The following is a 7,557-nucleotide window of genomic DNA, read 5'->3' as shown; positions in this document are numbered from 1 at the left end:
CTCGAAGTGGCCGCCAGCGATGTCACCGAAACCGGCGCCTACACCGTCACGGTCGCCACCGAGGCCGACGACTACGGCAACACCACCAAGACCGCCGGCACCATCGCGAGCGAGGATCCTTATCCTGGTGAGATCCAGTGGGCCAACGATCAGGACTGGATCAAGCTTTCGGTTGGGCCTTTGGCGATTTACCGCGTTCGCGTCACGGAAGGGGACGGGGACTCCACACAAGATCTCAATGATCTCGTCTTGCGCGACTCCAAGGGAAATGCACTCACGGACAATGTCTCATTCCAATCCAATGGTGATGTTTCGACGCTTGCCTTCTTCAACGATAGCAATCGGGTGACCAGCGTCTATCTCGATATCTCGGGAGCGGATGCGACGACGCTCGATCTCGACTATACGGTGACGGCCGAGCTCTATATGGAAGATGACTATATCGGCGGCGGTGGCGTCGACATCCAGCAAGTCTGGAATACGCTGCCCGCGAGTTTCTGGGCGTAGGATCGCTTCGCCAAGACCGGCTCAGAACAGGGAGAGCTGTCCATGCCGGTTTGGTGGTCGAAAGCGATCGCATCGTAGCGGCGGCGCTGGTCCGAAGCCGAGCCGCCGCTCGGCGAGTCTGAAACGCTGCAGCATGAGATCGGCGTAGACGCCCGATCCGGTCATGCGGGCGCCGAATCGTCGGTCTTGCTCCAGTCCGCCATGCGTCTCGCGCAGCCGATTCATGACGTGCTTGCTGGCGTCCGGCACCGTCTCATCCAACCATTCCCGGAACAGCCCGGAAACCTCTTTGGGCAGTCGCAGCAGCGAATAGCAGGCCGTGCATGCGCCGGCCTCGCGTCCCGCCGCCATCAGGCGCTCCAATTCGTGATCGGTCAGCACTGGGACGATGGGTGCGATCATGATCCCCACCGGAACCCCCTGTTTCGCGAGCGTGGCGATGGTCTGCAGCCGTCGTGCGGGCGCGGCTGCGCGTGGCTCCATGGTCCGGGCGAGTCCTGGCTGTAGCGTCGTGATGCTGAGGATGACCCGCGCCAGTCCCAGCTCAGCTGCGGCGTCGAGTAGATCCGCGTCGCGCTCGATCAGGCTCGATTTGGTGATGATGGTGAATGGATGCCGGCAGTCGAGCAGCACCTCGATGGTGCGTCGGGTCAGCTCAAGCTCGCGCTCGATCGGCTGATAGGCATCGGTTGCGGTGCCGATAGCGATCGGGGCCGGACGATAGGAGCGGGCACCGAGTTCGTCGCGCAGACGTTCTGGCAGGTCGGGTTTGTGGAAGAGCCGGCTCTCGAAGTCCAGTCCCGGCGACAGACCGATCCAGGCGTGGTAGGGGCGGGCATAGCAGTAGATGCAGCCATGCTCGCAGCCGCGATAGGGATTGAGCGAGCGGTCGAAGGGGATGTCCGGCGAGTCGTTCCAACTGAGCGCCGATCGGACATGATCGACGCTCAGGGTCGTGGGCAGCGGAGGTGGTTCGTCCCGGCGCCAGCCGTCGTCCACCGCCTCGGTGGTGTGCGAGAGGTAGCGGCTGCCCGGATTGCCGAGCGCGCCGCGACCCTTGGGCCGTGGTTTCGCGCCCAAGGATTCTCGTCAGCCCCCGCGGTTCGCGCGCTTGCGCTCGTGCTCCTTCAGATAGCGCTTGCGCACACGGATGGCGGCGGGCGTGATCTCGACCAGCTCGTCGTCCTCGATGAACTCCAGCGCCTGCTCCAGCGTGAACTTCACCGGCGGGGTCAGCAGGATGTTCTCGTCCGAGCCGGCGGCGCGGATGTTGGTGAGCTGCTTGGCCTTGAGCGGGTTGACGGTGAGGTCGTTGTCGCGCGAGTGGATGCCGACCACCTGGCCCTCGTAGACCTCCTCGCCGTGCGAGACCATCATGCGTCCGCGCTCCTGGAGGTTGAACAGGGCGTAGCCGAGCGCCTTGCCGGTGGCGTTGGAGATCAGGGCGCCGTTGCGTCGGGGCGCGATGCCGCCCATGTTCGCCGGGCGGTAGCGATCGAAGACGTGGTACTTGAGTCCGGTGCCCGAGGTCAGGGACATGAACTCGGTCTGGAAACCGATGAGCCCGCGCGAGGGAATCTCGTAGTCGAGTCGCACCCGGCCCTTGCCGTCCGGCACCATGTCCTTGAGCTCGGCCCGACGTTCGCCGAGCGCCTGCATGATGGCGCCCTGCGAGCTTTCGTCCAGGTCGACGGTGAGCTGCTCGTAAGGCTCGCAGATCTGGCCGTCGATCTCGCGGAAGATGACCTCGGGACGCGATACCGCCAGCTCGAAGCCTTCGCGACGCATGTTCTCCAGCAGGATCGACAGATGCAGCTCGCCACGGCCGGAGACACGGAACTTCTCCGGATCGTTGCCTTCCTCGACGCGTAGCGCGACGTTATGGATCAGCTCGCGTTCCAAACGTTCCTTGAGCTGACGCGAGGTCAGATACTTGCCGTCCTTGCCTGCGAAGGGCGAGGTGTTGACCTGGAAGGTCATGGTCACGGTCGGCTCGTCGACGGTCAGCGGCGGCAGCGCATGGACGTGTTCCGGGTCGCAGAAGGTGTCCGATACGCCAGGGGACTCCATACCGGTCAGGGCGACGATGTCGCCGGCGGTTGCGACCGGAACCTCATGGCGCTCCAGTCCCAGATAGCCATAGACCAGACCGATCTTGGCCTTTTGACGTTCGCCGTCCGCCTTGACCACGACCACCTGCTGGTTGGGGCGCACGCTGCCGTGACGGATCCGGCCGACCGCGATGGCGCCAACGTAGGAGTTGTAGTCCAGCGTCGAGACCTGCATCTGGAACGGGGCCTCTGGGTCCACCTCGGGCGCCGGACAGTGTTTCACGATGGCCTCGAACAGCGGGGTCATGTCGCCGCCACTGACGCTGTCCTCAAGACCGGCATAGCCGTTGATCGCCGAGGCGTAGACGATGGGGAAGTCGAGCTGCTCGTCGGTGGCGCCGAGCCGGTCGAACAGATCGAAGACCTGGTCGATGACCCAGTCGGGACGCGCGCCGGGACGGTCGATCTTGTTGATGACCACGATCGGGCGCAGACCGTGCGCGAACGCCTTGCTGGTGACGAAGCGCGTCTGCGGCATCGGGCCTTCCTGGGCGTCGACCAGCAGCAGCACCGAGTCGACCATCGAGAGCACGCGCTCCACCTCGCCACCGAAGTCGGCGTGTCCGGGGGTGTCGACGATGTTGATGCGGTAGTCGTTCCAGCGGATCGCGGTGTTCTTGGACAGGATGGTAATGCCGCGCTCCTTCTCCAGCGCGTTGGAGTCCATCACCCGCTCCACAGGCCCAAAGCGGTCACCGAGCGTGCCGGATTGCTGGAGCAGCTTGTCCACCAGCGTGGTCTTGCCATGATCGACGTGGGCGATGATGGCGATATTACGAAGAGTTTCGATCACTGAGGAAGGCTCCGAGCAGTGGCAAAGGTTAGTCAAGGATGTACTGGACACGAATCGGCGGCGGGGACGAGCGCCTCGGAAGGATTGGGCGTGACACGAATGGCCGACTCCCGATTATATACCCTTCGTGCGTCGGATTATCGGTGCATATCACAGAACCGAGTGGGCCGTTCATCGACCGCAAACCATCTTCCAGCGAGTTAGGCCTCAATCCTCCGACTTTTTATCGTCACATCGTCGCAACGCACCGATGTGCCAACGGTTTTCCGCTCTGTTAACAGTTCCTGTGGATAACTCTGTGGGCAATATCCAGGCAATCGCCCTCAACGCGCGTCGTTGCTGGGCTTGAAACAGATTGGCTGGATTTTGATCGGTTTAAATAAATCTATACTTTTCAATATATTATAGATTTCCGTGAAGCCTGCCACAGGCTCTACCGATCAAGGGCCATCTCTTTGTGAGGTCCTCTTGACACATGTGAACAAATCCGTTTTATCCACCAGAGTGTACGGTGCACGCTCGCTCGGTTCTGGCATGGGTCGTCTTCCCCCGATTTCGGCGAAAGAGCGCGATCAGCGAGATTAATATGCTGATAAATCAATACGCTCAGGGTAATTCACCGGGCTTGCGCTCCTAGTGTAAAAGGGACAGCATAGATTCGATCGCAAGATGGGCCGAGGATCCGCCAGGGCGTGACGACTGGGCTCGGTTTTCGGCCCTGAGTCGCCGCCGATCGACGACCCGTGCCAGTCGACGGGATACAGCCAACGGGACAGAGAGCCACTTCGAGTATGACGCCTACCGATCTGCAAAGCGTTCGCGAGCACATCGCCTCCCGCATCATCGGCCAGCAGGCCTTCATCGACAGCATGCTCGTCTGTCTCCTGAGCGACGGGCATCTGCTGGTCGAGGGCATGCCCGGCCTGGCCAAGACCACGGCCGTCAAGGCGCTGGCGGAGGCGCTCGAAGGGGACTTCCACCGCATCCAGTTCACCCCCGACCTGCTGCCCTCGGACCTCATCGGCACGGACATCTACCGTCACGACAAGGGTGAGTTCGAATTCCGCCAGGGACCGCTGTTCCACAACCTGCTGCTGGCCGACGAGGTCAACCGCGCCCCCGCCAAGGTCCAGTCCGCGCTGCTGGAGGCGATGGCCGAGCACCAGATCACGGTCGGTCAGAGAACCTATCCGCTGCCCCAGCTCTTCATGGTGCTGGCGACCCAGAACCCGGTCGAGCAGGAAGGCACCTACCACCTCCCCGAGGCCCAGCTCGACCGCTTCCTCATGCAGGCCGTCGTCACCTATCCGACGCGCGAGGAGGAACTCCAGATCCTCGAACTGGATGGCCGGCAGCAGAAGCAGAGCTACGACCCACCCGCCAAGCGTCTGAGTCAGGCCGAGCTCTTCGCCATGCGCCGCGCGGTCGCCGGCCTCTATCTGGATCCCAAGCTGCACAGCTACATCGTCGACCTGGTCCAGGCCACCCGTCAGCCCAAGCTCTACGACAAGGACCTCGGCCGCTGGTGCCGCTTCGGCGCCTCCCCCCGCGCCTCCATCGCCCTGGCCCGCTGCGCCCGCGCCCGCGCCTGGCTCGACGGCGACGACTTCGTCGCCCCCCACCACATCCAATCCGTCGCCCCCGAGATCCTGCGCCATCGCATCCTGCTTACATTCGAGGCCGAGGCGGAGGGGATTACCACGGATGCCTTCATCAAAAAGCTGTTGAGTTTGGTGGCGATTCCTTAAAAGGGTGTTTGGGTGTTGAGCCTACTCTGTCTAGCGTAGCAATGACGGAGTCCGTCTAATCAACTGTTAGCGCACGAAATGGAGCCGATCGAATTCTTACATCGAGTTGAGCCAATGAGTATGCGGTTGTTTGAATCGTACCAACATGCGCGTATGGTTGCCGCAAATGAAAAATGGGTTTTCGAACCGCAGCGACAATACTATTCATACATTTTCGAACACCGTGCTGCAATTGAAAGTTACGATGATGAAACTCTCGATCATTACTATGGGAAACTAGCAGAAGCACATAAGGCTCTCTTGTTAGCGAATGTGGCAGTGGGGGCCGTTGCTGGCGCTATTCTTCAGGTTGCGCGGCAATGCATATCGTTAGCATGGCCTGCGTCGGATGGGCGTATGAAAAAAGGTCGGTTAGTTGGTTCGCAATATTTGTCTTCTGTAATTTGGCACGCTCGAAATCAAGCGCTGCATTTTGAAGAAGGTATGCCTACCAATCCCAATACGAAGCAATCCCTGCAATTATTGTCGCAGGAGTTCGGTATTCAAATTAAGAGCCTGAATGAGAGCCCAAGGGTGCTTGCGGTAGAAATTTTTGAGGTGTTGGGATGGGGAGGTTACGAAGATTACGCGAAGGATATGGTCGAAATGTTAACGATATCTTAACAACTAGCCCGCGTAGGATGCGGTGAGGAACGAACCGCATCATTCGTGTTGTTCGGCCTATAACGGATTTTCTGTGGCATGACGGCGTATCGAATGCCTAATGTTCTCGGCGCCACCTTCTTCTTTACTGTCAATTTGGCACAACGTCACAATAACCAACTTCTGTTAAAAATATTGATTTATTGCGCGAGATGTTTCGAGACGTGAAGGCGCGACACCCTTTTTTCATCGATGCCATCGTCGTGCTGCCAGAGTATTTGCATACGATATGGACTTTGCCTAAAGGCGACGCCGACTTCAAAACGCGCTGGTCACTGATCAAAGCTGGTTTTTCGCGACATATTACTATCGGAGAACGACGCTCGGAGAGCCGAGTCAAACGTGGTGAGCGTGGAATCTGGCAGCGCCGCTACTGGGAACATGTGATTCGTGATGAACTCGACTTCGAGCGGCACGTTGATTATATCCATTGGAATCCCGTCAAGCACGGTTGGGTGAAACGTGTCGCGGATTGGCCTCATTCCAGCTTTCATGCCTATGTTCGGCGAGGCATCTATCGCGTGGATATGGGCGTGTGGACCTGAGGTTGAGATGAGCGTTTCCGCTGGAGAATGACGCGAATGATGCGGTTCATTCCTCACCGCGTCATACGGAGGCTTTGTTTTGGTCGAGGTCATGATCGGGGCCGAACTTGACATTATGAGCAGAGATATGCCGGTACCACCTGAATACGAGCGGGCATCCGCAAAGTTCTATGATTACTTGGTCGATGCGAGAGATACGGCGGGACTCTGGAGTACACATGTGACATATACGATGACGCAAGGCGTGTTTCAGGTGTTTCGTCGCAGGATCTCTACAAACGATGCCATTGCGTTTGCAAACGTTCTTCCGATTTGTCTGCGGGCCTTGTTCGTCACCGATTGGAATCTAGAAGAAGAAAGAAAGGCGTTTTCAGATCGTGAGTCGATGAACGCCGAGGTCAAGGAGTTGCGGAAAGATCATAACTTTTCCACGGATACCGCGATTCAAGATGTTGCAAGGGCGCTGCGCCGGCATGTGAATGAGGAAGCCTTCGATAAGTTGCTTGCCCAGTTGCCGAAAGCGGCCGCTGAATTTTGGAAGATATGATTTTCTGAAGGCCAATGTTTGCTAACGAGGCAGATTCAATCTGCGCCTTCAGTCGGGGTTTCTGCCTCACTCAGATACCGGCTATTTTAAGAGGATTTTCGAAGTCATGATTGATCTAGAGGGCCGCTTGGTCTTCATTCAAGAAGCGGAGAAGCTCAAAAGCGTTCTGCGCACGTCTTATACAAGTACCGGACGGCGGGAGAGTACCGCCGAGCACACATGGCGACTCTGCCTTCTGGCGATGACGCTCCAGGATATTCTTGGTCCTTTAGATTTTGACCGCGTCCTCAAACTGTGCGTTATCCACGATCTAGGCGAAGCCCTCAACGGGGATGTTCCGGCGGTGCTACAGCAGGCGTCAGCGTCAAAGTCAGACCAGGAGCGGCAGGATCTCGTGAAGCTACTGGCCACTCTGCCGGCAGCGTTACAAGAAGAATTTCTGTCGCTGTGGGAAGACTATGAGTACGCCAGGACGCGGGAGGCTCGAATTGTCAAGGCATTGGACAAAATCGAGACGATCATTCAACACAATCAAGGTGTTACGTCCCGTGTGATTATCTGCCGCGACGGAGCTATCCTTTGTTCCGTGCCCGCGAGGTGCTAG

Annotated in this window: 7 protein-coding genes and 1 pseudogene; 6 read left to right on the top strand and 2 right to left on the bottom strand. The window is 58.8% G+C overall.

Annotation, left to right across the window (positions count from 1 at the left end; genetic code table 11):
• Nucleotides 1–507: hypothetical protein (locus ACFSJC_RS04505; protein ID WP_386023849.1), on the top strand; the 507-nt coding region annotated here is incomplete at its 5' end.
• A gap of 21 nt (nucleotides 508–528) precedes the next feature.
• Here ACFSJC_RS04505 and ACFSJC_RS04500 read toward each other — a convergent pair.
• Both ACFSJC_RS04500 and typA read right to left on the bottom strand, forming a co-directional pair.
• Nucleotides 529–1,587 (bottom strand): PA0069 family radical SAM protein, encoded by a 1,059-nt coding sequence (locus ACFSJC_RS04500; RefSeq protein ID WP_386023846.1) that lies wholly within the window; start codon nucleotides 1,585–1,587, stop codon nucleotides 529–531.
• Nucleotides 1,588–1,596: 9 nt separating this feature from the next.
• Complete coding sequence (gene typA, locus ACFSJC_RS04495; RefSeq protein WP_386023843.1) at nucleotides 1,597–3,411, bottom strand: translational GTPase TypA; 1,815 nt, start codon at nucleotides 3,409–3,411, stop codon at nucleotides 1,597–1,599.
• 791 nt (nucleotides 3,412–4,202) lie between these two features.
• Here typA and ACFSJC_RS04490 point away from each other — a divergent pair.
• From ACFSJC_RS04490 to ACFSJC_RS04470, 5 genes and pseudogenes are all read left to right on the top strand, one after another.
• Nucleotides 4,203–5,159: an AAA family ATPase gene (locus ACFSJC_RS04490; protein WP_386023841.1), complete on the top strand. Its 957-nt coding sequence runs from the start codon at nucleotides 4,203–4,205 to the stop codon at nucleotides 5,157–5,159.
• A 114-nt stretch (nucleotides 5,160–5,273) separates the two neighbouring features.
• Nucleotides 5,274–5,822 (top strand): hypothetical protein, encoded by a 549-nt coding sequence (locus tag ACFSJC_RS04485; protein WP_386023838.1) that lies wholly within the window; start codon nucleotides 5,274–5,276, stop codon nucleotides 5,820–5,822.
• Nucleotides 5,823–5,900: 78 nt separating this feature from the next.
• A pseudogene (locus tag ACFSJC_RS04480) lies at nucleotides 5,901–6,406 on the top strand (REP-associated tyrosine transposase).
• 79 nt (nucleotides 6,407–6,485) lie between these two features.
• Entirely contained in the window at nucleotides 6,486–6,953 is a 468-nt protein-coding gene (locus ACFSJC_RS04475; RefSeq protein WP_386023835.1) for a DUF2267 domain-containing protein, read from the top strand.
• Between the two features lie 106 nt (nucleotides 6,954–7,059).
• A complete protein-coding gene (locus ACFSJC_RS04470; RefSeq protein WP_386023832.1) occupies nucleotides 7,060–7,557 on the top strand; it encodes an HD domain-containing protein in 498 nt (165 codons plus the stop codon).

It is taken from the genome of Thiorhodococcus fuscus, from assembly GCF_042682685.1.
In the GTDB taxonomy this organism is placed as follows: Bacteria; Pseudomonadota; Gammaproteobacteria; order Chromatiales; family Chromatiaceae; genus Imhoffiella; species Imhoffiella fuscus.
The sequence above is the reverse complement of the archived record's forward strand: the minus strand, read 5'-3'. Positions and strand labels throughout refer to the sequence as shown.